22 protein-coding genes are annotated in these 19,822 nt (G+C 74.1%); 11 read left to right on the top strand and 11 right to left on the bottom strand.

Translation table 11 applies throughout. The annotated features are described in order from the left end of the window. Positions 1 to 12 precede the first annotated feature (12 nt). A complete protein-coding gene (gene argH / locus NLX85_RS00110; protein WP_254333523.1) occupies positions 13 to 1,476 on the top strand; it encodes an argininosuccinate lyase in 1,464 nt (487 codons plus the stop codon). Between the two features lie 40 nt (positions 1,477 to 1,516). On the opposite strand, the gene NLX85_RS00105 is transcribed toward argH, so the two are convergent. Together NLX85_RS00105 and NLX85_RS00100 are read right to left on the bottom strand one after the other, a co-directional pair. Then, positions 1,517 to 1,870: an MmcQ/YjbR family DNA-binding protein gene (locus NLX85_RS00105; RefSeq protein WP_254330985.1), complete on the bottom strand. Its 354-nt coding sequence runs from the start codon at positions 1,868 to 1,870 to the stop codon at positions 1,517 to 1,519. 63 nt (positions 1,871 to 1,933) lie between these two features. Next, positions 1,934 to 2,359 carry a DNA-binding protein gene (locus tag NLX85_RS00100; RefSeq protein WP_091321695.1) on the bottom strand — a complete coding sequence of 142 codons (426 nt, stop codon included), beginning with the start codon at positions 2,357 to 2,359 and terminating at the stop codon, positions 1,934 to 1,936. Positions 2,360 to 2,451: 92 nt separating this feature from the next. Here NLX85_RS00100 and NLX85_RS00095 point away from each other — a divergent pair, with 92 nt between their 5' ends. The 5 genes from NLX85_RS00095 to NLX85_RS00075 all read left to right on the top strand — a co-directional run bounded on the left by NLX85_RS00095 (position 2,452) and on the right by NLX85_RS00075 (position 6,490). Next, positions 2,452 to 3,069 carry a DNA-3-methyladenine glycosylase gene (locus NLX85_RS00095; protein WP_254330984.1) on the top strand — a complete coding sequence of 206 codons (618 nt, stop codon included), beginning with the start codon at positions 2,452 to 2,454 and terminating at the stop codon, positions 3,067 to 3,069. A gap of 81 nt (positions 3,070 to 3,150) precedes the next feature. Continuing rightward, positions 3,151 to 4,233 (top strand): exo-alpha-sialidase, encoded by a 1,083-nt coding sequence (locus NLX85_RS00090; protein WP_254330983.1) that lies wholly within the window; start codon positions 3,151 to 3,153, stop codon positions 4,231 to 4,233. Next, positions 4,234 to 4,509, top strand: a complete 276-nt coding sequence (locus NLX85_RS00085; RefSeq protein ID WP_254330982.1) for a ubiquitin-like small modifier protein 1 — start codon at positions 4,234 to 4,236, stop codon at positions 4,507 to 4,509. It abuts the gene before it with no gap. Between the two features lie 218 nt (positions 4,510 to 4,727). Next, positions 4,728 to 5,867, top strand: a complete 1,140-nt coding sequence (locus NLX85_RS00080; RefSeq protein WP_254330981.1) for an LLM class flavin-dependent oxidoreductase — start codon at positions 4,728 to 4,730, stop codon at positions 5,865 to 5,867. Continuing rightward, the gene (locus NLX85_RS00075) at positions 5,864 to 6,490 is read left to right on the top strand and encodes an FMN reductase (protein WP_254330980.1); all 627 of its coding nucleotides are present in this window, start codon (positions 5,864 to 5,866) and stop codon (positions 6,488 to 6,490) included. Before NLX85_RS00080 ends, NLX85_RS00075 begins: the two co-directional genes overlap by 4 nt. 20 nt (positions 6,491 to 6,510) lie before the next feature. Here NLX85_RS00075 and NLX85_RS00070 read toward each other — a convergent pair whose 3' ends face one another. Both NLX85_RS00070 and NLX85_RS00065 read right to left on the bottom strand, forming a co-directional pair. Continuing rightward, on the bottom strand, positions 6,511 to 7,401 hold the full coding sequence (locus NLX85_RS00070; RefSeq protein WP_254330979.1) for a universal stress protein: 891 nt from the start codon (positions 7,399 to 7,401) through the stop codon (positions 6,511 to 6,513). A gap of 110 nt (positions 7,402 to 7,511) precedes the next feature. Further along, positions 7,512 to 8,408 (bottom strand): universal stress protein, encoded by an 897-nt coding sequence (locus NLX85_RS00065; protein ID WP_254330978.1) that lies wholly within the window; start codon positions 8,406 to 8,408, stop codon positions 7,512 to 7,514. Between the two features lie 208 nt (positions 8,409 to 8,616). On the opposite strand from NLX85_RS00065, the gene NLX85_RS00060 reads away from it, so the two are divergent. Then, positions 8,617 to 9,093: a cyclic nucleotide-binding domain-containing protein gene (locus NLX85_RS00060; RefSeq protein ID WP_091309580.1), complete on the top strand. Its 477-nt coding sequence runs from the start codon at positions 8,617 to 8,619 to the stop codon at positions 9,091 to 9,093. Here NLX85_RS00060 and NLX85_RS00055 read toward each other — a convergent pair. The 3 genes from NLX85_RS00055 to ppdK all read right to left on the bottom strand — a co-directional run bounded on the left by NLX85_RS00055 (position 9,057) and on the right by ppdK (position 12,655). Further along, the gene (locus tag NLX85_RS00055; protein ID WP_254333521.1) at positions 9,057 to 9,350 is read right to left on the bottom strand and encodes a hypothetical protein; all 294 of its coding nucleotides are present in this window, start codon (positions 9,348 to 9,350) and stop codon (positions 9,057 to 9,059) included. The two genes, NLX85_RS00060 and NLX85_RS00055, sit on opposite strands and share 37 nt — an antisense overlap. Positions 9,351 to 9,528: 178 nt before the next feature. Beyond that, complete coding sequence (locus tag NLX85_RS00050) at positions 9,529 to 9,981, bottom strand: hypothetical protein (RefSeq protein ID WP_254330977.1); 453 nt, start codon at positions 9,979 to 9,981, stop codon at positions 9,529 to 9,531. Between the two features lie 13 nt (positions 9,982 to 9,994). Next, positions 9,995 to 12,655, bottom strand: coding sequence for a pyruvate, phosphate dikinase (ppdK, locus tag NLX85_RS00045; protein ID WP_254330976.1), 2,661 nt, complete (start codon positions 12,653 to 12,655; stop codon positions 9,995 to 9,997). Positions 12,656 to 12,798: 143 nt separating this feature from the next. On the opposite strand from ppdK, the gene NLX85_RS00040 reads away from it, so the two are divergent. From NLX85_RS00040 to NLX85_RS00030, 3 genes are all read left to right on the top strand, one after another. Continuing rightward, positions 12,799 to 13,302, top strand: a complete 504-nt coding sequence (locus tag NLX85_RS00040) for a GNAT family N-acetyltransferase (protein ID WP_254330975.1) — start codon at positions 12,799 to 12,801, stop codon at positions 13,300 to 13,302. A 10-nt stretch (positions 13,303 to 13,312) separates the two neighbouring features. Next, entirely contained in the window at positions 13,313 to 13,939 is a 627-nt protein-coding gene (locus NLX85_RS00035) for a YgjV family protein (protein WP_254330974.1), read from the top strand. A 124-nt stretch (positions 13,940 to 14,063) separates the two neighbouring features. Then, the gene (locus tag NLX85_RS00030) at positions 14,064 to 15,398 is read left to right on the top strand and encodes a hemolysin family protein (protein WP_254330973.1); all 1,335 of its coding nucleotides are present in this window, start codon (positions 14,064 to 14,066) and stop codon (positions 15,396 to 15,398) included. A 28-nt stretch (positions 15,399 to 15,426) separates the two neighbouring features. Here the strand turns inward: NLX85_RS00030 and NLX85_RS00025 are convergent, their stop codons facing one another. The 4 genes from NLX85_RS00025 to NLX85_RS00010 all read right to left on the bottom strand — a co-directional run bounded on the left by NLX85_RS00025 (position 15,427) and on the right by NLX85_RS00010 (position 17,807). Beyond that, positions 15,427 to 15,744 carry a PRC-barrel domain containing protein gene (locus NLX85_RS00025; RefSeq protein ID WP_254330972.1) on the bottom strand — a complete coding sequence of 106 codons (318 nt, stop codon included), beginning with the start codon at positions 15,742 to 15,744 and terminating at the stop codon, positions 15,427 to 15,429. Continuing rightward, a complete protein-coding gene (locus NLX85_RS00020; protein ID WP_254330971.1) occupies positions 15,731 to 16,111 on the bottom strand; it encodes a hypothetical protein in 381 nt (126 codons plus the stop codon). The genes NLX85_RS00025 and NLX85_RS00020 overlap by 14 nt, the downstream gene beginning before the upstream one ends. After that, complete coding sequence (locus tag NLX85_RS00015) at positions 16,108 to 17,334, bottom strand: NRAMP family divalent metal transporter (RefSeq protein WP_254330970.1); 1,227 nt, start codon at positions 17,332 to 17,334, stop codon at positions 16,108 to 16,110. The genes NLX85_RS00020 and NLX85_RS00015 overlap by 4 nt, the downstream gene beginning before the upstream one ends. A gap of 83 nt (positions 17,335 to 17,417) precedes the next feature. After that, the gene (locus NLX85_RS00010; protein WP_091309546.1) at positions 17,418 to 17,807 is read right to left on the bottom strand and encodes a PaaI family thioesterase; all 390 of its coding nucleotides are present in this window, start codon (positions 17,805 to 17,807) and stop codon (positions 17,418 to 17,420) included. A gap of 104 nt (positions 17,808 to 17,911) precedes the next feature. Here NLX85_RS00010 and tyrS point away from each other — a divergent pair, with 104 nt between their 5' ends. Then, a complete protein-coding gene (tyrS, locus tag NLX85_RS00005; RefSeq protein ID WP_254333519.1) occupies positions 17,912 to 19,195 on the top strand; it encodes a tyrosine--tRNA ligase in 1,284 nt (427 codons plus the stop codon). The last annotated feature ends 627 nt before the right edge of the window (positions 19,196 to 19,822 follow it).

Below are 19,822 nucleotides of genomic sequence, written 5' to 3'. Positions count from 1 at the left end.
GTGAACAGCACAATGGGTGGGGTGGACGACAAGAGCCTGACCGAGAACAGCGCCCCCGCCAACCGGACGAGTCTCTGGGGAGGCCGGTTCGCCGGCGGGCCCGCCGAGGCGCTCGCGCGGCTGTCGGTGAGCGTCCAGTTCGACTGGCGCCTCGCCCCGTACGACATCGCCGGCTCCCGGGCGCACGCCCGGGTCCTGGCCGGCGCCGGCCTGCTCGACCCGGAGGAGCTGGGGCGGATCCTGGCCGCGCTGGACGACCTGGAGGCCGCCTGCGCCTCCGGGGCGTTCCGTCCCACGGTCGACGACGAGGATGTGCACACGGCCCTGGAGCGCGGCCTGCTGGAGCGGCTCGGCAGCCTCGGCGGCAAGCTGCGCGCCGGCCGCTCCCGCAACGACCAGGTCGCCACCGACCTGCGGCTCTACCTGCGCGACCACGCCCGCGGCGTGGCCGCCCGGCTGGTCGAGCTGGCCGAGGCCCTGGTCGAGCAGGCGGAGCGGCACGTGGACACGGCCGCGCCCGGCATGACCCACCTTCAGCACGCCCAGCCGGTCACCTTCGGGCACTGGCTGCTCGCCCACGTGCAGCCGCTGCTGCGGGACCTGGAGCGGCTGCGCGACTGGGACCACCGGTGTGCCGTGAGCCCGCTCGGCGCGGGCGCGCTCGCCGGGTCCGGCCTGCCGCTGGACCCGGTGGCGGTCGCCAAGGAGCTGGGCTTCCGCACGTCCTTCGCCAACTCGATGGACGCGGTGGCCGACCGGGACTTCGTCGCCGAGTTCCTCTTCGTCACCGCGATGATCGGCGTGCACCTGTCCCGCCTCGGCGAGGAGGTGGTGCTCTGGACGTCGCACGAGTTCGGCTGGGTCGAGCTGGACGACGCGTTCGCCACCGGGTCGTCGATCATGCCGCAGAAGAAGAACGCGGACATCGCCGAGCTGGCCCGGGGCAAGTCCGGCCGCCTGGTCGGCGGCCTCATGAGCGTGCTCACCATGCTCAAGGGCCTGCCGATGACCTACGACCGGGACATGCAGGAGGACAAGGAGCCGGCCTTCGACGCGGTCGACACCCTGGAGCTGCTGCTGCCCGCCCTCGCGGGGATGATCTCCACGATGACGGTCCGGGTCGACCGGTTGGTGGCCGCCGCTCCGGTCGGTTTCTCGCTGGCCACCGAGGTCGCCGACTGGCTGGTCCGCCGGAACGTGCCGTTCCGCGACGCGCACGAGATCACCGGCCGGCTGGTGGCGCTGTGCGTGGCCCGCGACTGCGCTCTCGACGAGGTCTCCGACGACGACCTGGCCGCGGTCAGCGAGCATCTCGACCCGTCGGTGCGGGACGTGCTGTCGGTGCGCTCCGCCCTGGCCGCCCGGATCACCCCCGGCTCGACCGGCCCCGGGCCGGTGGCCGATCAGCTCGCGGCCGCCGCGGACCGGCTGGCCGGCTGGCGGGACTGGACCGCCGAGCGGGTCGTGCCCCGCTGAGTCCGACGCCCCGCGCGGTGGCCCCGGCCGCCGCGCGGGGTCAGGCCGTCGGTCGCTCGCGCTTGGGCAGCTTCGCCACCACCGCGTCGTACGACCCGTCGACCGCCTCGATCAGCTCGTCGTCCGGGATGCCGCCGCCGAGCCGCAGGGTGTTCCAGCCGGAGCGGCCGATGTAGGGGGAGGAGCGGGCGTCGTCGGGGAACCGGTGCAGCCACTCGTCGGCCACCTCCCGGGACGGGCCGCACTTGACCCCGACCCGGCCCTCGCCCTCGGGGGCGCCCAGGAAGGCGAAGATCCGGCTGCCCACCTTCACCACCTCGTCGCCCTCCCACGGCCGGTCCAGCCAGGCGCCCGGCTTGGCCAGGCAGTAGGCCAGCATCTCCTCGCGCGTCATCGCGTCCTCCCGTGCCGTCGTCCGGGACAGTCTCGCCCGCCGCTGTGACTCCTCCGGCGGTGGTCAGTCGCCGGTGCCGGTGCGCACGGTGAGCCGCTCGTAGCGCTGCCGGGCGGCCTGGGCGCTGCCCAGCCCGAGCCCGAAGGCGATGGCCTGCCAGGTCAGCCCCCGGCCGCGGGCCACCTGCAGCAGCCCGGCCTCCAGGGCGTCGACCTCGGCGCGCACGTGCGGGATCAGGGTCAGCGCGGCCATCAGGTCGGCCTGGTCGACCGGCTCCTCGCCCTCCGCCAGCTCCGCCCCGCCGGCGAGGGCCATCACGAGCGTCGCCGCCTCGTAGGCGTCGGGGACGTCGGGGTGCGCGTAGCGCCGGCGGCGGGCGTCGGTGCCGGCGTGCCGCTCGGCGATCCGCAGCAGCGCGGCGTAGTTGCGGTGGGCCCGCGCCTGGGCAGCATCCGGAGCGGTGAACGGGTCGTTATCCAGCGTGACCATGTCGTTCATCCCACACCCTTGAACAACATTTTGTCAACGCCCCGTTGAAAGCAATTCGTGCTCACCTTCGGGGATCCGGTTAGGGTTCTGCGGTGACCGCGACCGACCTCTCCGCTCTCTCCGACCTGCTCGCCGGCCCGGTGGTTCCCGCCGCCGAGGGGCTGCTCGGTTGCCGGCTCAGCGGCCACGGGGTCACGGTCCGGATCACCGAGGTCGAGGCGTACGCCGGCACCGCCGGAGACCCCGCCTCGCACGCCCACCGGGGGCGGACCCCGCGCAACGCCGTGATGTTCGGCCCGGCCGGGCACGCCTACGTCTACTTCACCTACGGCATGCACTGGTGCATGAACGTGGTGACCGGGCCGGACGGAGAGGCGTCGGCCGTGCTGCTGCGTGCCGGCGAGGTGGTTGACGGCCTCGACGTCGCCCGGGAGCGCCGACCGGCCGTACGCAAGGACGTCGATCTGGCGCGCGGGCCCGCCCGGCTCTGCGCGGCGCTCGGCATCGACCGGTCCGTCTACGGCGCCGACCTGTTCGGCGACGGTCCGGTGCGCCTGCGGCCTCCGCTCGCGCCGGTGCCGGAGGCGGCGGTCACCGCCGGGCCCCGGGTGGGCGTCACCGGCGCCCACGACGTCCCGTGGCGGTTCTGGATCGCGGGCGACCCGACGGTGAGCGCGTACCGCCGGCACGTGCCCCGGACCCGAAGCTGACCGGCGCTCGGCGCGCCGGGTGGGATTCCTGTCGGTGGGTGTGGCGATAATCACGGCACCCGTCGACGAGGGAGGACCGGCATGACGACGCTGCTCGCGATCGGCACCGGCAAGGGACTCTTCCTGGCCACCAGCACCGACCGGCGGGACTGGGCGGTGAGCGGCCCGCACTTCCCCATGACCGGGGTCTACGCGGTCGCCGTCGACAAGCGCCCCGGCCGGCCCCGGCTGCTGGCCGGCATGACCAGCTCGCACTTCGGCCCCAGCGTGGCCACCAGCGACGACCTGGGCGGCTCGTGGCAGGAGCCCGAGCAGGCGCCGGTGGCGTTCCCGGCCGACACCGGGGCCAGCCTGGGCCGGGTCTGGCAGCTCACCCCCGCCGGCCCGGACCAGCCCGAGGTGGTCTGGGCGGGCACCGAACCGTCCGCGTTGTTCCGCTCCGACGACGGCGGGCGCAGCTTCAGCCTGGTCCGGGCGCTCTGGGACCACCCCCACCGCGAGCAGTGGGCCGCCGGCTTCGGCGGCCAGGCCGTCCACAGCGTGCTCCCGCACCCGCGCGACCCGGGCCGGATGGCGGTGGCGATGTCCACCGGGGGCGTCTACCGCACCGAGGACGCCGGGGCGAGCTGGGCGCCCGGCAACAGCGGCATCCGGGCGTACTTCCTGCCGGACGAGTGGCCCGAGTTCGGCCAGTGCGTCCACAAGATCGCCCGGGACGCCGGCGACCCCGAGCGCCTCTACGCGCAGAACCACCACGGGGTCTACCGCTCCGACGACGACGGCCTCAGCTGGAGCTCGATCGCCGCGGGCCTGCCCAGCGACTTCGGCTTCCCGATCGTCGCCCACCCGTCCCGCCCCGGCACCGTCTACGCCTTCCCGTTGACCGCGGACGGCGAGCGGTTCCCGACCGACCGGCGCTGCCGGGTCTACCGCTCCGCCGACGCGGGGGAGAGCTGGGAGCCCCTGACCGCCGGCCTGCCCGAGGGACCGTTCTATCCCTCGGTGCTGCGCGACGCCATGTGCGCCGACGACCACGACCCGGCCGGGGTCTACTTCGGCACCCGCTCGGGCGAGGTCTACGCCAGCGCCGACGACGGCGACTCCTGGTCGCGGGTCGCCGCGCACCTGCCCGACGTGCTCTGCGTCCGGGCCGCGGAGGTCTGAGTGGTCACCGTGCTGCTGCCCGGCCCGCTCCGGCCCGAGGCCGGCGGGGAGAGCCGGCTGGCCGTGGCCGCGACCGGCACCCTGGGGGCGGTCCTCGACGAGCTGGCCGCCACCTGGCCCCGGCTGGCGCGCCGGATCCGCGACGAGCGGGGTGAGCTGCGCCGCTACGTCAACGTCTACATCGACGGCGAGGACTGCCGCCACGCCGGCGGCCTGGATGCCGCCGTCCCCGACAACGCCGAGATCCAGATCCTCCCCTCGGTGGCGGGCGGCTGACCCCGCCCTCCCGCATCCCCCGCCCAGCGCCGTTGATCAAGAGGTTTGCGTCGGAATCGGCCCGGTTCCTGACGCAAACCTCTTGATCGTTCTGGCGGGGGGTGGGGTGAGGTGGGCCACGTGGTGCCGAGGTCGCTCCGGAATAGTTGACTCGTCAAATATGTTGTGCGGAGCGATCCCGGGCCGGAGTGGTCCGGGCCCCACGCGAGGAGCCGGTCATGCAGTTCGGAGTCTTCACCGTCGGCGACGTCACGGTCGACCCGACCAACGGGCGGCTGCCGTCCGAGCATGAGCGGATCAAGGCCATGGTGGCCATCGCGCTCAAGGCCGAGGAGGTCGGGCTGGACGTGTTCGCCACCGGCGAGCACCACAACCCGCCGTTCGTGCCGTCGTCGCCCACCACCCTGCTCGGCCACATCGCCGCCCGCACCGAGCGGCTGCTGCTGTCCACCGCGACCACGCTGATCACCACCAACGACCCGGTGAAGATCGCCGAGGACTACGCGATGCTCCAGCACCTGGCCGACGGCCGGGTGGACCTCATGATGGGCCGCGGCAACACCGGTCCGGTCTACCCCTGGTTCGGGCAGGACATCCGCAACGGCATCCCGCTCGCCATCGAGAACTACGACCTGCTGCACCGGCTGTGGCGCGAGGACGTGGTCGACTGGAAGGGCCGCTTCCGCACCCCGCTGCAGTCGTTCACCTCCACCCCGCGCCCGCTCGACGGCGTGCCGCCGTTCGTCTGGCACGGCTCGATCCGCAGCCCCGAGATCGCCGAGCAGGCCGCGTACTACGGCGACGGCTTCTTCGCCAACCACATCTTCTGGCCGAAGGAGCACACCCAGCGGATGGTCGGCCTCTACCGGCAGCGCTTCGCGCACTACGGCCACGGCTCCGCCGACCAGGCCATCGTCGGCCTCGGCGGCCAGGTGTTCATGCGGAAGAACTCGCAGGACGCGGTGCGCGAGTTCCGGCCGTACTTCGACAACGCCCCGGTCTACGGGCACGGGCCGTCGCTGGAGGAGTTCACCCGGGAGACCCCGCTGACCGTGGGCAGCCCGCAGCAGGTCATCGACCGGACGCTGGGCTTCCGCGAGTACGTCGGCGACTACCAGCGCCAACTCTTCCTCATGGACCACGCCGGGCTGCCGCTGAAGACCGTCCTGGAGCAGCTCGACATCCTGGGGGAGGAGGTCGTCCCGGTGCTGCGCAAGGAGTTCGACTCGCTGCGCCCGGCGCACGTGCCCGAGGCGCCCACGCACGCCTCGCTGCTGGCCGCGGCGGGCGGCGCCAAGGACAGCACCGTCCACGCCGTCGACGACGTGACCGGCAAGGCGCCCGAGGAGGCCCGATGACCCGCCGCACCCTGGCCGTGGTCTCGGCCGGCCTCGGCCAGCCCTCGTCGACCCGGCTGCTCGCCGACCAGCTCGCCGCGGCAGCCCGCGACGAGCTGGTCCGGCGCGGCGCCGAGGTGGAGATCCGAACGGTGGAGCTGCGCGAGCACGCCCACGACGTGGTGAACCACATGCTCACCGGCTTCCCGCCGGCCGCCCTGCGCACGGCGCTGGACACCGTCGCCGGCGCGGACGGGCTGATCGCGGTCACCCCGATCTTCAACGCCTCGTACAGCGGGCTGTTCAAGTCGTTCTTCGACGTGGTGGAGAAGGAGGCGCTGGCCGACCGGCCGGTGCTCATCGGGGCCACCGGCGGCACGGCCCGGCACTCGCTCGCCCTGGAGCACGCGGTCCGGCCGATGTTCGCGTACCTGCGGGCCGTGGTGCTGCCCACGGCGGTCTTCGCCGCGCCCGAGGACTGGGCCGGCGACGGCGACGACAGCGCGTTGCGGGCCCGGATCCGGCGGGCCGGAACGGAGCTGGCCGAGCAGGTGGACCGCCGCCCGGCGGCCACCGGCCCGGCCGACCCGTTCGCCCTCACCACCAGCTTCGAGAACCTGCTCGCCGGCCGCGACCCGGCCTGAGCCCGACGCCGGCCGGCGACTCAGTCGTCGGCCGGCTCGTACGGGTGGGCCACCAGCACCGGGCAGTGGGCGTGCTGCACCAGCGCCTGGCTGACCGAGCCGAGCAGCAGCCCGGCGAAGCCGCCCCGGCCCCGGGAGCCGACCACCACCAGCGCCGCCTCCCCGCTCGCCTCGATGAGCGCCTGCTCCGGGGAGGCGGCCACCACCGGTCGCTCGACGACGCTCAGCACCGGATGGTCCGCGCGGATCCGGGCGGCCGCCCCGGCCAGCAGCTCGACGGACTCGGCCTGCCCGGCGGCGGTGGCCTCCGCCGCGGCGTCGGGCGCCACCGCGCCCCGCTCCGGTGTGCGGACGTGCACCAGCACGAGGTCGGCGTCCCGGCGGACCGCCTCGTCGGCGGCGAGCCGGACGGCGTACCCGGCGGACTCGGACCCGTCCACCCCGACCAGCACCGGGCCCCGCACCGGGATCGGCTGCTCCGCCGGGCGGACCACCAGCACCGGACAGTGCCCGTGCTGCGCGACCTGGTTGCTGACCGAGCCGAGCAGCAGCCCCGCGAAGCCGCCCACACCCCGGCTGCCCACCACGACGAGCTCGGCCCGGCGGGACTCCTCGACCAGCGTGACGCCGGGGCCACCGGCCACCTGGCGCACCTCCACCCGCAGGGTCGGATGCCGGCCGACCAGTTCCGCGGCCACCTGCTCCAACATCTTCCGCGACTCCTCGGTGGGCGCCGGCACCCCGAGGTCGTACGGGTTGAGCGGCACGCCGTAGCCGAGCGGATGCAGGTAGCCGTGCACCAGGTGCAGCGGCCGGGACCGCGCGACGGCGGCCCGGGCGGCGTGTTCGGCGGCGGTGAGGCTGGTCGACGATCCGTCGACGCCCACCACGACAGGTCGGTTCATCGGCATCCTTCCGGTCGGTTCCGCCCATTGTCGACCATGACCCGGCCCGTAGCTCCCGAACACGGCCGTCCGCGCCGGCCGAGGGGGGAAGTGGCCGGCGCGGACGGGTGTCGGGGTCAGCTCGCGGCGTGGCCCCGGCGGTGCCGGACGATGGCCAGCGGGCTGCGCCCGTGGTGCAGCACCGCGTGGCTGACCGAGCCGAGCAGCAGCCCGCCCAGGCTGCCCCGGCCGTGCGCGCCGACCACGACCAGCTGCGCGTCGGCGGACTCCGCCACCAGCACGGGAGCGGGAGCGCCGGCGACCAGCTTCCGCCGTACCCGGACCTCGGGGTAGCGCTCGGCCCAGCCGGCGACCGCCTCGGCGAGCACCCGCTCCTCCTCCGCGCGCAGCTGCTCCGGGTCGTAGACCAGCGGCACGATGTCGCCGGGTCCGACCGGGGCCGGGTAGAGCCAGGCGTGCACCGCCACCAGGTCGGTGCCGCGCTGCGCCGCCTCGGCGAACGCGAAGCCGATCGCCTCCGTGGAGAGCGCGGAGCCGTCCACCCCGACCACCACCGGGCCGTCGGCGCGCGGCTCGCCCCGCACCACCAGCACCGGGCAGTCCGCCCGGGCCGAGAGCCCGACGGCCGCCGAGCCGACCAGCAGCTCGGCGAAGCCGCCCAGTCCGCGGTGGCCGAGGACCAGCAGCGCGGCGTTCCGGCTCTCCTCCAGCAGCACCGCGACGGCGCCGCCGTCGCGCGCGACGCCGGTCACCGGCAGCTCGGCGTCGACCTTGCGGGCCTCGTCGACGGCCTCGGCGACCAGCTTGTCCGCTTCCTGCCGCAGCTCCTCGTGGGGGATGCCGGCCGCGAGCGGACCGAGCGGGGTGCCGAGCAGCGGCCACAGGAACGCGTGCACCACCCGCAGCGGCCGGTGCCGGGCCACTGCCTCCCGCGCGGCCACCCGGACCGCGTCCAGAGCGGTGGCGGAACCGTCCACGCCCACCACAACGGGGGCACCGGATCTGTCGGTCATCACGTCCTCCTTCGTCCACCTCCAGGGTCCTCCGGTGGGCGCCGCGCAGGCAGAGGCCTTGCACCCGGCCGGTTCGGGACCAACGGCCCTGACATTTCGGGCCGGACGGGAGTCCGATGGAGTCGGGACGATCCGCCCGTGACGCGTGCGCACCGGGACCCGGTGGGCGGCCGGGGATCCCCGTCCGACCCTGGGAGGCGAGCGACCGATGACCCCGCTGGAGATGCTCCGCGTACACCCCTTCCTCGCCGGGCTGCCCGAGGAGTGGCTGCCCCCGCTGACCGGCTACGCCCGCCCGGTGGTCTGGCACCCCGGGCACCGGCTGTTCCGGGCCGGGCAGCCGGCCGAGCGGTTCTGGCTGGTCCGCGGCGGCCAGGTGGCGCTGGACTTCCCGGTGCCCGGCCGCGGCGACGTGGGGATCGAGACGATCGGCCCGGGCGGGGTGCTCGGCTGGTCGTGGCTCTTCCCGCCCTACCGCTGGCAGTTCGGCGCGGTCGCGGTCCAGCGCAGCACGGCGGTCGAGCTCAGCGCCGCGGGCGTACGCCGGCTGATGGAGTCCGACGACGCGCTGGGCCGGCAGCTCACCACCCGCTTCATGAGCGTCGTGGTGGACCGGCTCCACGCCGCCCGGGTCCGCCTGCTCGACCTCTACGACCTCCCGGCGGTGCTCCCGCCGACCGGCTGACCGACCGTGTGCCGGTGGACGACCAGGTCGTCCACCTCCAGCCGGCCGATCCGCAGCTCACGGATCACCGCCCGCTTGACGGCCAGGCGGGCGATCATGAGCCGGCCGATCGCCACCGCGCCGAGCGCCGCCGCGGCGAGCGCCAGCGGCGCGGCCGCCGTCGGGCCCAGGGCACGCGGGCCGGCCGCGCTCGGCCCCGTGACGGTGGGTCGGCGGGTACGCATGGGAAGTGCCCGGCCGCGCGGGCGCTGCAGCATTCTGTTCACCCCGACGATCCTCCGCCCCACCCGGTCCGTCCGGTGCCGGTCGAGGTGCCGGTCCACCCGCCGTGTGACGTGGCGGGTCGGGTCCACCGGGCACACCGACGGTCCGGCAGCCCCCGGACCGGGCACGGCCGCCGGCCTCGACGGAGGCGGCGGCCGTACCCGGTGCGGGTCAGCGGTCGACGACCAGGCGGCGGGCCCGCAGCGCCCGGGCCCACCACGGCCGCCGGTCCGGCCGCAGCGGAGGCAGCGGGGCGCCGCGCAGGCTGACCCAGCCGCCCGGGCCCATGGTGACCGTGCGGATCGCCGGCGGCCGGCGCCGGGTCGTCGCCACCACCCCCACGGCGGCGGCGAGCGCGGCCACGGCGAAGGCCCCGGCGGCGGCCGCGACGAGCCGGTCCGGGTCGGCCAGCCGGCGGTAACGGACCCGCCCGCCGGCCACGACGAACGCCCCGACCGGCCGGCCCGCGTGGGTGACCGGCACCAGCGCGGCGGCCGGCGTGCCGGGCAGTTCCAGCACCGGGCCGACCGGCCCGGCCGGCGCCGGCGTGGGCGCGGGGGTGGAGAGCGGACGGGTCGGCACCGGGGCCGGGGCCGGACCCGTCGGGTTGAAGATGGCGGTCATCGCAGCTGCCCTCCTAGCGGGAGTCGGACGTGCCGGTGGTGGGGGCGACGGCCGCCCGGCCGGCGGCCAGCCGTGCGATCGGCACCCGGTAGGGCGAGCAGGACACGTAGTCCAGGCCGGCCTCGGCGAAGAACGCCACCGAGTCCGGGTCGCCGCCGTGCTCCCCGCAGACCCCGACGGTCAGCCCGGGCCGGGCCGCCCGGCCCTCGGCGACGGCCAGCCGGATCAGCCGGCCGACGCCGGTGGCGTCGATCCGTTCGAACGGCGACACCGGGAAGATCCCGCGCTCCAGGTACGCCCCGAAGAACGAGCCCTCCACGTCGTCCCGGGAGAACGCCCAGGTGGTCTGGGTCAGGTCGTTGGTGCCGAAGGAGAAGAAGTGCGCCTCGGCGGCGATCTCCCCGGCGGTCAGCGCCGCCCTCGGCACCTCGATCATGGTGCCGATCGGGATCTCCGGTGCCCCGTCGACGCCGGCCAGCACCCGCTCGGCCTCGTCCCGGACCGCGGCGAGTTCCCGTACGTCACCGACCAGCGGCACCATGATCTCCGGGCGCGGGTCGCCGCCGGCCCGGACCCGCTCGGCGGCCGCCTCGGCCACCGCCCGCACCTGCATGGCGAACAGGCCCGGCACCACCAGCCCGAGGCGGACGCCCCGCAGCCCCAGCATCGGGTTGGCCTCGTGCATCCGGCGCACCGCGGTGAGCAGCGTGCCGTCCCGGCCCGGGTCCTCGCCGAGCGCCTCGGCGCGGGCCACCCGGGCGGTCAGCTCGGCCAGCGGGGGCAGGAACTCGTGCAGCGGCGGGTCGAGCAGCCGGATGGTCACCGGCAGCCCGTCCATCGCGGCGAGGATGCCGACGAAGTCGGCGCGCTGCAACGGCAGCAGCGCGGCCAGCGCGGCCTCCCGCTCCGCCGGCCCGTCGGCCAGGATCAGCCGCTCGACGAGGGACCGGCGTTCGCCCAGGAACATGTGCTCGGTGCGGCACAGCCCGACGCCCGTGGCGCCGAGGCGGCGGGCCCGGCCGGCGTCCTGCGGCGTGTCCGCGTTGGCCCGTACGCCCAGCTTGCGCACCGTGTCGGCGTGGCCGAGCAGCCGGTGCACGGCGGCGACGAGCGGGTCCGCCTCGGCGTCCAGTTCGCCGGCCAGGTAGCGGGCCACCGGGGACGGCTGCACGGGGATCTCGCCGAGCCAGATCCGGCCGGTGTCACCGTCGATCGAGATCACCTCGCCGGCCCGGACCACCCGGTCGCCGACGGCCACCTCGCCGCGCTCGCTGTCGATCCGCAGCGCGTCGGCCCCGCACACGCAGGTCCGCCCCATGCCGCGGGCGACCACGGCGGCGTGCGAGGTCTTGCCACCGCGGGAGGTGAGCACCCCGGCCGCCGCGATCATGCCGGGCAGGTCGTCGGGGTTGGTCTCCCGGCGTACCAGGATCACCGGCTCGGTGGCGGCCGCGGCGGCGGCCGAGTCGAACACGACCCGCCCCACGGCGGCGCCCGGCGAGGCGCCCACGCCGACCGCGAGCGGCTCGGGCGCGCCCGTGAGGTCGAACGCGGGGAACATGAGCTGGGCGAGCTGCGCGCCGGTGACCCGGGTCAGCGCCTCGTCCGGGGCGATCAGCCCCTCGTCGACGAGCTGCGCGGCGATCACGAACGCCGCCGCCGCCGTCCGCTTGCCGACGCGGGTCTGCAACATCCAGAGCCGGCCGCGTTCGATGGTGAACTCGATGTCGCAGAGGTCCCGGTAGTGCCGCTCCAGCGTCGCCATGATCTCGCCCAGCCGGCGGAAGCTCACCGGGTCCAGCCGTTCCAGCTCGGCCAGCGGGACCGTGTTGCGGATGCCGGCCACCACGTCCTCGCCCTGCGCGTCGGCCAGGTAGTCGCCGTACACGCCGGGGGCGCCGGTGGCCGGGTCGCGGGTGAACGCCACCCCGGTGCCGGAGTCCGGGCCCAGGTTGCCGAAGACCATGGCCATCACGTTCACCGCGGTGCCGAGGTCGTCCGGGATGCGCTCCTGCCGGCGGTAGATCCGGGCGCGCTCCGAGTTCCACGACGCGAACACCGAGCGGATCGCCAGGAAGAGCTGCTCGTGCGGCGCCTGCGGGAAGTCGTGCCCGACGTGCCGGGCGAAGATCTTCTTGTACGTGTCGACCAGGTCCCGCAGCTGCCCGGCGCTCGGCCCGGCCGGCCCCGCGGTGGCCCGCACCGCCGCCAGCTCGTGGGCGAACTCCTCGGGCGGGATGCCGTGCACGGTGTGGCCGAACATCTGGATGAGCCGCCGGTACGAGTCCCACGCGAACCGCTCGTCGCCGCTGTGCGCGGCCAGCCCGCCGACGGTGGTGTCGTTGAGCCCGATGTCGAGGATCGTCTCCATCATCCCCGGCATCGAGTACCGGCCGCCGGACCGGACGGCCAGCAGCAGCGGGTCGCCCGGGTCGCCGAGCCTCCGGTCCAGCCGCGCCTCGATCTCCCGCAGGTGCGCGTTGACCTCCTCGAACAGCCCGGCGGGAGGCGCGCCGGTGGCGAGGTAGGCCCGGCAGGCGTCGGTGGTGACGGTGAACCCGGGCGGGACGGGCAGCCCGAGCCGGGTCATCTCGGCCAGGTTGGCGCCCTTGCCGCCGAGCACGTCGGCCCGGCTCCGGTCACCCTCGATGAAGTCGTAGACGTACCTGGCCATGTCCGGCCTCCTCGGCTCAGCACGGGACCCGGTGTCCCACGTCCAGGTAACCGGTGCGACCGGCCGCCGCGGCAGGGCCGGACGGGACCCGGGCCGGGCCGGAGGTCCCGAACCTGTCGGTGGGTCCGCGTATGGTCCGCCGGGTGACCAGTGAGATGCGACTCCGGCCGGTACGCGACGAGGACCTGTCGGCGTTCTTCGCCCACGAGCAGGATCCGCAGGCCAACTGGATGGCCGCCTTCGGCCCGAAGGACCCGGCCGACCGGGCCGCCTTCGACGCCCACTGGGCCCGCATCCGGGCCGACCCGCGCATCGTCAACCGCACCGTGACGGTCGACGGCGCGGTGGTCGGGCGCGTGGCCGCCTTCCCGGTGGGGGACCGCACCGAGGTCAGCTACTGGATCGACTCCGCTCACTGGGGTCGCGGCCATGCCACCGCCGCTCTCGCCGCGCTGCTGCGCGAGCTGCCGCAGCGGCCGGTGCACGCCCGCGCCGCCAAGGACAACGCCGCCTCCCTGGCGGTGCTGCGCAAGTGCGGCTTCGTGGTGGTCGGCGAGGACTCCGGGTACGCCAACGGCCGCGGCGCCGAGGTCGAGGAGTACGTGCTGGAGCTGCCCGCCGAGGCGACTGACCAGGGCGGCCACTAGTCTCCCCGGGGTGAACTGGCTGGAACTCGTCGGCTGGGCCGGCTCCGCGCTGCTGGTCTGGTCGCTTCTGCAGACCCGCATCCTGCGGCTGCGCGCGCTCAACCTGCTCGGCTGCCTCATCCTCATCGGCTACAACGCCGCCGTGCACGTGTGGCCCATGGTCGGGCTCAACGTGGTGCTCGCGGTGATCAACGTCTGGTACCTGCGGAGGATGCTGGCCACCCGGCACGACGCGCAGACCTACGAGGTGGTCGAGGTGGGCACCGGTGACGCCTTCCTGGCACACACCCTGCGGGTGCACGCCGCCGACATCGCCCGGTTCAACCCCGACTTCCGCTGGGACCCGGGCGCCGCCGACCGCTCGGCGTTCCTGGTGGTCCGCGCCGACGAGGTGGTCGGCGTGGTGGTCTCGCACGCCGAGGCGGGCGGGGTGGCCCAGATCGACCTGGACTACGTGACCCCGCCGTTCCGCGACTTCACCCCGGGCGAGTTCGTCTACCGACGCAGCCGCCTGTTCACCGACCGGGGCTTCCGCCGGGTGGTGAGCCCGCCCGGCATGGTCGCCCCCTACTACCACCGGCTCGGCTTCCGCCCCGAGGGCGACGCGTACGTGCTGGACCTGCCCGCTCCCGCCTGACCCGCCGCCGGAGGATTGCGCGGCCCGCCCGCGGGGCACAGAGGGGCGACGCCGCCCGGGCCCCGGGCGGCGACGGGGCGGCCACTGCGGCCGGCCCGGGTCGGGTCGAGGGAGAGAACCGCGCGTGCAGAGCTACTGGAGCCAACTGGCCCTGGTCGGAGTTCTGGTGATCGTCAACGCGGCCTTCGCCGGCAGCGAGATGGCCCTGGTGTCGCTGCGCGACAGCCAGCTCCAGCGACTGGAACGCGGCAGCCGCGCCGGCCGCACCCTGGCCCGGCTGGCCAAGGACCCCAACCGGTTCCTGGCCACCATCCAGATCGGCATCACCCTGGCCGGCTTCCTGGCCTCCGCCGCCGCCGCGGTGTCGCTGGCGAAGCCCCTCGTCCCGCTGCTCGGCGCCCTCGGCGACGCCGCCGAGACGGTCGCCATCGTCGGCGTCACCCTGGCGCTCACCTTCGTCACCCTGGTCTTCGGGGAACTGGCCCCGAAGCGGATCGCCATGCAGTCCGCCGAGCGGTGGGCCCTCCTCGTGGCCCGCCCGCTCGACCTCCTGGCCAGCGTCACCCGACCGGCGGTCTGGGCCCTCGGCGCCACCAGCGACCTGGTGGTCCGCCTCTTCGGGCTGAACCCGAAACACGAGCCGGAGGAGATCGGCCCGGACGAGCTGCGCGACATCGTGGCCGGCAACCACGGCTTCACCAAGGAGCAGCGGACCATCATCGCCGGCGCCGTGGAGATCGCCGACCGGCAACTGCGCGCGGTGCTCGTACCCCGGTTGCAGGTCTTCACCCTGGACAGCGGGACGACCGCGGACGCCGCCCGGCTGGTCCTCGCCGCGACCGGCCACTCCCGGGCGCCCGTGGTCCGGCACGGCGGCCTGGACGACGCGGTCGGTGTGATCCACCTGCGCGACCTGGTCGGCGTCCCCGACGACCGGCCGGTCGACGAGATCGCGCGACCCCCCATGCTGCTGCCCGACTCGCTGCCGGTGGTCGACGCGCTGCGCCAGTTCAAGGCGGAACGCCAGCACATCGCGCTGGTGGTCGACGAGCGCGGCGCGGTCGACGGCATCGTCACCCTGGAGGACATCCTCGAGGAGATCGTCGGCGAGATCTACGACGAGACCGACCGGGACCTCAGCTCGGTCCGCACCGAGGAGGACGGGACCATCGTCCTGCCCGGCACCTTCCCGGTGCACGACCTCACCGACCTGGGCGTCGACCTGCCCAACCGCCCGGCGGGCGACTACACCACCATCGCGGGGCTCGTGCTCATCTGCCTCGGGCACATCCCGACCGTCGCCGGGGAGAGCGTCCGCGTCGACGGCTGGGACCTGGCGGTGGCCGGCGTCGACCACCACGCGATCACCGAGGTCCGGCTCCGCCGCCACAGCCGCCACGACCGGCGCGACGACTCCGAGGAGGTCGAGGCGCCGGTCCTCGACGAGGCGCGGGGCTGAGCCGGCGCCGCCCCGCCGTCCCCCGCCCTCAGCTCCGGTCGGCCGGTGACCCGAACGGGAAGCCGGACACCGGCGGGAGGAGCTGCACCGTGTCGGCGGGGAACTGACGGGTGCTCCGGCTCAGCAGCCGGGTCACGGCGCGCAGCAGCCACGGCCCCGACGGGTGCCGCTCCGGCCCGATCAGCCGGCTGGCCACCCGGGCCCACCAGTGGCCGGCCACGATGACGTCGGTGATCCGCAGCCGCTCCGGCGGCCAGCCGCCCCGCACCACGACGTCGACCACCCGGCCCAACCGCCGCCCGCGCAGGTCGTACGCGGTCCGGCCGAGCAGCTCACCCGCTCGCACGGCCGGCTCCCGGGATCCGGTCGATCAGGTGCCGGCGCAGCCAGGCCTCCACCGGCGAGGGCGGCAGGTCGGCCGCCGGGCAGCGCAGCCGCACCACGCTGTCCACCCGGTCGACCTGGGTGAGCGCCACGCGCAGCGGCGCCGCCGGCGGGTCGTCGGTGAACCGGTCGGCCACCGCCGTCAGGATCCGCCCGATCCGGCCGCCGACCCGCAGCCCGAGCGCCGCCTGCCCGGTGAGCAGGCAGTCCACGTACGGGTAGCCCTCCTCGTCGACGGCGAACGCGATGTCGTCGACCCGCCCGACGAGCCGGCCGTCGACGTCGACGATCTGCCGGTCGAGCAACTGCTTGGCGAGCTGGATCCTCATCGCCCCATCCTCGTGATGATCGCCAGGGGGATCGCCGCCACCGAGGCGGCGACGATGAGCAGCAGGAACACCGCCCCGAGCAGGTTCGTCCACCACCCGTTGACCCGGTCGCCGAGGTAGCCGCGGTCGTTCGCCACCACGAGGATCGGCAGGTAGGTCAGCGGCAGCACCACCGCGCTGAGCACCAGCATGTACTCGGTGAGCCGGACCGGGTCCACGGCGGTCATCAGCAGCAGCACGCCGAGCAGCAACCCGACCAGCAGCACGCTGTGGAACCGGGCCGCCTCCCGTGGGCTGACCCGCTTGCCCCACTGCCAGCCGAAGTACTGCGACGCCGCGTAGGCGGCCGACAGCCCGGTCTCCAGGGCCGCCCCGAAGGTCACCGCGAAGAACGCCAGCACCGCGGCGGCCAGCCCGGCCCCGCCCAGCGCGGTCAGCACGGGCCGGGCCACCTGGTCGAGGGTGTCCAGCGACGCCCCGGACGGGTGGTACGCCACCGTCGCCACCGCGATCAGCGACAGCGCCAGGAACCCGCCGACCGGGAAGCCGATCAGCACGTTCGAGCGGGCGTGCGCCAGGTCGGCGGCGCTCCACCGCTCCTCGACCCCGCCGGAGGAGAAGAAGAACACCTCGTACGGGCTGACCGTCGAGGCGAACAGCGCCACCGCCACGAACCAGTACACCGACCAGGTCTCGCCACCGGAGCTCACCCGCAGCGCCCCGCGCCCCAGCTCCGCCCAGTCGGTGGGCAGCGCGAGCAGCGCGACCGCGAAGACCAGCAGGGCCAGCCCGGCCAGGCCGAAGACCCGTTCCATCAGCTCGAAGCGCATCCGCCAGAGCACCAACCAGACCGCCACCGCGGCCACCGGCACCCAGAGCAGGTAGCTCAGCCCGGTCGCGAGCTGCAACGCCAGCGCCACCCCACCCAGCTCCGCGGCCAGCGTGATCACCGTGACCAGCCAGGAGGCGACCAGGTTGAGCAGCGCGACGCGCGGCCCCAGCCGCTCCCGGACCAGGTCGAACACCGCCCGGCCGCTCACCGCCGCGATCCGTCCGGCCATCTCCGCGTACGCGCAGATGCCCACCACCCCGACGAGCAGCACCCAGGCGTGGGCCATCCCGAAGCGGGCCCCGGCCTGGCTCGCCGCCACGAGGTCGCCGATGTCGACGAAGCCGCCGATGGCGGACAGCACGCCGAGTGTGGCGGCGAGCAGCTTCCTCACGTCGGGTCGGGAGCGGACGGTCTCATCGACGCGACGATATCGGCGTCAGATCCCTCTTTTCGGGCGAATCGACCAGCCCGGGGTCAGGCGCCGGTGAGGTTCTGCAACCGCACCTGGCCGCGCGAGACCAGCCGGCCACCCTCGTCGGTGATCTCCACGAGCCAGAGCTGCTGGCTGCGGCCCCGGTGGATCGGGGTGCCGACCGCGGTCAGCTCGCCGTCGCGGACGGCACGCAGGAAGTCGGTCTGGTTGGACACCCCGACCACCTTGCCCTTGTCACCCAGCCACAGGGCGCCGCCGATGCTGGCCGCCGTCTCCACCACCGAGCAGTAGACCCCGCCGTGCTGGATCCCGTACGGCTGGTGCAGCTCGGGACGGACCTGCCAGCGGATCACCACCCGGTCCCCGCTCACCTCGTCGAACTTCAGGCCCAGCAGGGCGACGAAGCCCCCGGTCAGATCCGGCTCCTCCACGGCGACCCCTCCCTCTCGCGCGACGCCGTCGCCAGCCTAGTCGCGGCCCCCGAGAGGCAAACCCGGTACGGGCCGGGGCCGGTGATGGGGGAGAATCGGTGACCGTGACCGACAGCAACCTCCCGCAGGGGCGGGACTCCCTGACCGAAGAACTGCTGTGGCGGGGCCTGATCCAGGACTCGACCGGCCTCGACGAGCTGCGCGCGCTGCTCGACGGCGGGAGTGCGACCTTCTATGTGGGCTTCGACCCGACCGCGCCGAGCCTGCACGTCGGCAACCTCATGCAGGTCGTGATGGCCCGCAGGCTCCAGCTGGCCGGGCACCGGCCGCTGCTGCTGGTGGGTGGCGCCACCGGTCAGATCGGCGACCCGAAGGAGAGCGCCGAGCGCACCCTCAACCCGCCTGAGGTCATCGCCGGCTGGGTGCAGCGCATCCACGACCAACTCTCGCCGTTCGTCTCGTACACCGGGGAGAACGCGGCGCAACTGGTCAACAACCTGGACTGGACCGGCGAGATGTCGGTGGTCGAGTTCCTCCGGGACGTCGGCAAGCACTTCCCGGTCAACAAGATGCTGGCGCGCGAGGTGGTCAAGGCCCGGCTGGAGACCGGCATCAGCTACACCGAGTTCAGCTACCAGCTCCTGCAGGCCAACGACTTCTTCGAGCTGCACCGCCGGCACGGCTGCCAGCTCCAGTACGGCGGCTCCGACCAGTGGGGCAACATCACCGCCGGCGTGGACTACATCCGCCGCCGGGGCGCCGGCCCCGTGGAGGCGTTCACCACGCCGCTGGTGACCAAGTCGGACGGCACCAAGTTCGGCAAGAGCGAGACCGGCGCCGTCTGGCTCGACCCGCAGATGACCAGCCCGTACGCCTTCTACCAGTTCTGGGTCAACGCCGACGACCGGGACGTCAGCCGCTACCTGCGGTACTTCAGCTTCCGCTCCCGCGAGGAGCTGGAGGAGCTGGAGAAGGCCACGGCGGAACGGCCGCAGGCGCGGCTCGCCCAGCGGGCGCTCGCCGAGGAGCTGACCACGCTCGTCCACGGCGAGCGGGAGATGGCCCAGGCCGTCGCGGCCAGCCAGGCGCTGTTCGGCCGGGGCTCGCTCGACGAGCTGTCCCCGGAGACGCTGCGCGCCGCGCTCACCGAGGCCGGTCTGGTGCACCTCGACGAGCTGCCCGACGTCGCGGGCCTGCTCAAGGAGTCCGGCCTGGTGCCGAGCATGAAGGAGGCGCGCCGGGTGATCGCCGAGGGCGGCGCGTACGTCAACAACGTGCGCATCGCCGAGGTGGACGCCACCGTGTCGCCGGCAGACCTGCTGCACGGCCGCTACCTCGTCCTGCGCCGCGGCAAGCGCAGCTTCGCCGGCGTTGAGCTGGGCAGATAGCTCCACGTCGACGGTGTGACGCGGGACGCGCCCGGCGGATTTGACGATCAATCCGCCGGGCGCGTAACTTTCTCTCTGCCAGCGCGGAACGGACGAAACAGGCGAAAGACCTGGAAGGCCGGAGCGCAGGACCGAATACGGGCGGTGCCCCGGATTCGCCGGGAGGCGGATTTGGCGAGGCGGAACCGACCGGGTAAGGTTATCGGCCGGCAGGGACACGGACGAGCGAGCGGGAAACCGCAGCGGCCGTCCTGCCGAATTCCACGAGGCGCCCGGCGCGAGCCGGTCGAATAGTGGTGCCCGGCAAAAGGGTGGAAGGCGCGACAAACCGCGAAACACCGGTTTGACACGGCAGAAACCACCGGGTAACGTAGTAAAAGTGCCCGGCGCGAGAGCGGCGGTGCGGGATGAACGAAATGCCCCGGACGGGGGCTCCACGGTGTGGGGTTTCCGGATGGTGTGTGGTTGTTCTTTGAGAACTCAACAGGGTGCTTGATAAGCCAGTGCCAAATTGATTTATACCCCGGACTGGTCAGGCTCTGGTCTGATTGGTTGGGATTCCTTTGGCAACACTTTTGTTGTCAGGATGATTGTTCAACAAAGATTTTTGTTGGAGAGTTTGATCCT

Origin of the sequence: Micromonospora sp. A3M-1-15, assembly GCF_024213425.1 — a bacterium.
GTDB classification, from domain to species: domain Bacteria; phylum Actinomycetota; class Actinomycetes; order Mycobacteriales; family Micromonosporaceae; genus Micromonospora; species Micromonospora chersina.
The sequence above is the reverse complement of the archived record's forward strand: the minus strand, read 5'-3'. Positions and strand labels throughout refer to the sequence as shown.

Excerpts from the sequence above, each read along its gene's own strand:
- argH (WP_254333523.1), top strand. The coding sequence starts at position 13 with ATGGGTGGGGTGGACGACAAGAGCCTGACCGAGAACAGCGCCCCCGCC.
- NLX85_RS00105 (WP_254330985.1), bottom strand. The coding sequence starts at position 1,870 with ATGACGCGCGAGGAGATGCTGGCCTACTGCCTGGCCAAGCCGGGCGCC.
- NLX85_RS00100 (WP_091321695.1), bottom strand. The coding sequence starts at position 2,359 with ATGGTCACGCTGGATAACGACCCGTTCACCGCTCCGGATGCTGCCCAG.
- NLX85_RS00090 (WP_254330983.1), top strand. The coding sequence starts at position 3,151 with ATGACGACGCTGCTCGCGATCGGCACCGGCAAGGGACTCTTCCTGGCC.
- NLX85_RS00080 (WP_254330981.1), top strand. The coding sequence starts at position 4,728 with ATGCAGTTCGGAGTCTTCACCGTCGGCGACGTCACGGTCGACCCGACC.
- NLX85_RS00075 (WP_254330980.1), top strand. The coding sequence starts at position 5,864 with ATGACCCGCCGCACCCTGGCCGTGGTCTCGGCCGGCCTCGGCCAGCCC.
- NLX85_RS00070 (WP_254330979.1), bottom strand. The coding sequence starts at position 7,401 with ATGCCGATGAACCGACCTGTCGTGGTGGGCGTCGACGGATCGTCGACC.
- NLX85_RS00065 (WP_254330978.1), bottom strand. The coding sequence starts at position 8,408 with ATGACCGACAGATCCGGTGCCCCCGTTGTGGTGGGCGTGGACGGTTCC.
- NLX85_RS00060 (WP_091309580.1), top strand. The coding sequence starts at position 8,617 with ATGACCCCGCTGGAGATGCTCCGCGTACACCCCTTCCTCGCCGGGCTG.
- NLX85_RS00055 (WP_254333521.1), bottom strand. The coding sequence starts at position 9,350 with ATGCTGCAGCGCCCGCGCGGCCGGGCACTTCCCATGCGTACCCGCCGA.
- NLX85_RS00050 (WP_254330977.1), bottom strand. The coding sequence starts at position 9,981 with ATGACCGCCATCTTCAACCCGACGGGTCCGGCCCCGGCCCCGGTGCCG.
- ppdK (WP_254330976.1), bottom strand. The coding sequence starts at position 12,655 with ATGGCCAGGTACGTCTACGACTTCATCGAGGGTGACCGGAGCCGGGCC.
- NLX85_RS00020 (WP_254330971.1), bottom strand. The coding sequence starts at position 16,111 with ATGAGGATCCAGCTCGCCAAGCAGTTGCTCGACCGGCAGATCGTCGAC.